A 2,044-nucleotide genomic window follows, 5' to 3' on the forward strand; every position below is an offset into this window, starting at 1 on the left:
ATGGGGTATTCGGCTTTGCGCCACCCCGCTGGACTGTCGGAGGTGCTGCGCTTCAGGCTGATGGTACAACGTGGTCTGGGCAGGACCAGCCACAAGCATCAGTGGGAGAAGCGCAGCATGAAGCATTATGCCGGCCTCGATGTCTCCGTCAAAGAGACTTCTTTGTGCATTCTGGACGAGACGGGCAAGGTCTGTCGCGAACTGAAGGTGACCAGCCATCCAGACGACCTGGTGAGGGTGCTCCAGGATCCGGCTTGGCGGCTCGAGCGGGTCGGGCTCGAAGCCGGCCCATTGTCCCAGTGGCTCTACAGCGGGCTGGCCATGGCTGGGCTGCTGGTCATTTGCATCGAGACGCGCCACACCAAGGCCTTCCTGAAGGCGCAGGTGAACAAGACCGACCGCAACGATGCTCGCGGCATCGCTCAGATGATGCGCGTCAACCTGTTCCGGCCCGTCCATGTGAAGACCCTAGCCAGCCAGAACCGACGCGCCCTGCTGACAGCTCGCAAGTTGTTGCAGGAAAAAGCCATTGCCATTGAGAACGACATCCGCAGTCTGCTGCGCAACTTCGGCCTGAAGGTCGGGGTCATTGGCAAGGTCAGGTTCGAGGACCGGATCCGCGAGCTCGTGGCCGGTCTTCCGGATCTGGCTGAAATCATAGCCTGCCTGCTCGCGGCCCGTCAGAGCCTGCGGGAGTGCTTCGCCACTCTTCACCGCAAAGTGTTGGCGATCGTCCGGGACGATGACGTCTGCCGGCGCCTGATGACCATTCCGGGTGTCGGTCCCGTGGTATCGCTGGCCTTTAGCGCCACGATCGACATTCCGGCACGGTTCAAGAATTCCAAGGCCGTTGGCCCAGCTCTGGGGCTCACGCCGGTTCTCAACCAGTCCGGCGAGAGCAATCGCATCGGACGCGTCTCACTGTGCGGCGACGCCATGATGCGAGCGCTGCTTTATGAGGCGGCCCAGGTGCTGCTGACCCGGGTGCAGAAATGGTCCTGGCTGAAGGCCTGGGCCATGACCGTGGCCCGCCGGCGCGGCCTGCAAAAGGCCATCGTGGCTCTGGCGCGCCGGTTGGCCGTCATCATGCACCGCCTCTGGAGTGATGGCACCGAGTTCCGCTGGACCAGGGAGAGTGCCGTGGCGACCGCCTGATCGGCCTGTTGGAACAGCCTGTCACACGAACAGAAAGGTAGACGAGTTTCCGCCAGCCGGTGGAGAGACGTCCCTCGCGGGGCGATGGATGAGGTGAGTTCGCTAGGGCACTTGTGTCGATCGCGTTTTGCGCGATCAGAACGCGCAACAGATTGGGCCACCTCATTCTTCTGATCCCATCATGGGAGAGCCCGAGAGCTGATCCCGAAGAAAAGCAAGACCCGCGAGTGACATCAGACATCGGAGCGGTAAAACAGCCCGAAAGCGCTTGACCTTAAACCGCCGAATAGAGAAGTGCCCTTATCCTGCAGGGCGGTTACGTGGACCTTCGGTGAGGATCTCAGTGCCTGGCTACGCTCTCATAAGGATCCAAGAGGCGGAGCTATCAAGACCATGCTCTCCACGTCTCAGTTCCGAGACACAAAGCAAAAGGGTTCATCTAGCCGGATCATCTCGTTCGTGTGATATAGTTCGTCAGCTGATCTATGACAAACTCCCTATCTTCTATTATGCTGTTGACCAGATCTCCAATAGAGATCAGCCCAACCAAATTACCGTCATCCATGACGGGAAGGTGTCTCACTCGCTCGGCTGTCATAATCGCCATGCATTCCTCAACCGTCCGTTCAGGCGTGACATATGGAAAGCCGGTTCGCATGACGTCCTTGACCACCGTCGTCGGCGATGATCGGCCCTTCAAGAACACGTCCCTGGCATAGTGGCGTTCTGTGAAGATGCCGATCGGATCACCATTCTCGACAACGACGAGGGCGCCCACATCCTTGCGGGCCATCTCTTCGATTGCCGCAAAGACTGTGTCATCAGGCCGGATCGTCCATACGAGCTGGCCCTTCTTGTCCAGAATGTGCCGCACGATAGTCATGGGGCA

2 protein-coding genes are annotated in these 2,044 nt (G+C 59.5%); one reads left to right on the top strand and one right to left on the bottom strand.

Annotated features, from left to right (window positions below; genetic code table 11):
* The first annotated feature begins 117 nt into the window (after window positions 1-117).
* The gene (locus tag ILT44_RS30240) at window positions 118-1,155 is read left to right on the top strand and encodes an IS110 family RNA-guided transposase (RefSeq protein ID WP_204243309.1); all 1,038 of its coding nucleotides are present in this window, start codon (window positions 118-120) and stop codon (window positions 1,153-1,155) included.
* Window positions 1,156-1,603: 448 nt separating this feature from the next.
* Here ILT44_RS30240 and ILT44_RS30245 read toward each other — a convergent pair.
* Window positions 1,604-2,044 (bottom strand): CBS domain-containing protein (locus tag ILT44_RS30245; RefSeq protein ID WP_204243308.1); only part of this gene is annotated, 441 nt, incomplete at its 5' end.

Source organism: Microvirga arvi (assembly GCF_016892765.1).
In the GTDB taxonomy this organism is placed as follows: domain Bacteria; phylum Pseudomonadota; class Alphaproteobacteria; order Rhizobiales; family Beijerinckiaceae; genus Microvirga; species Microvirga arvi.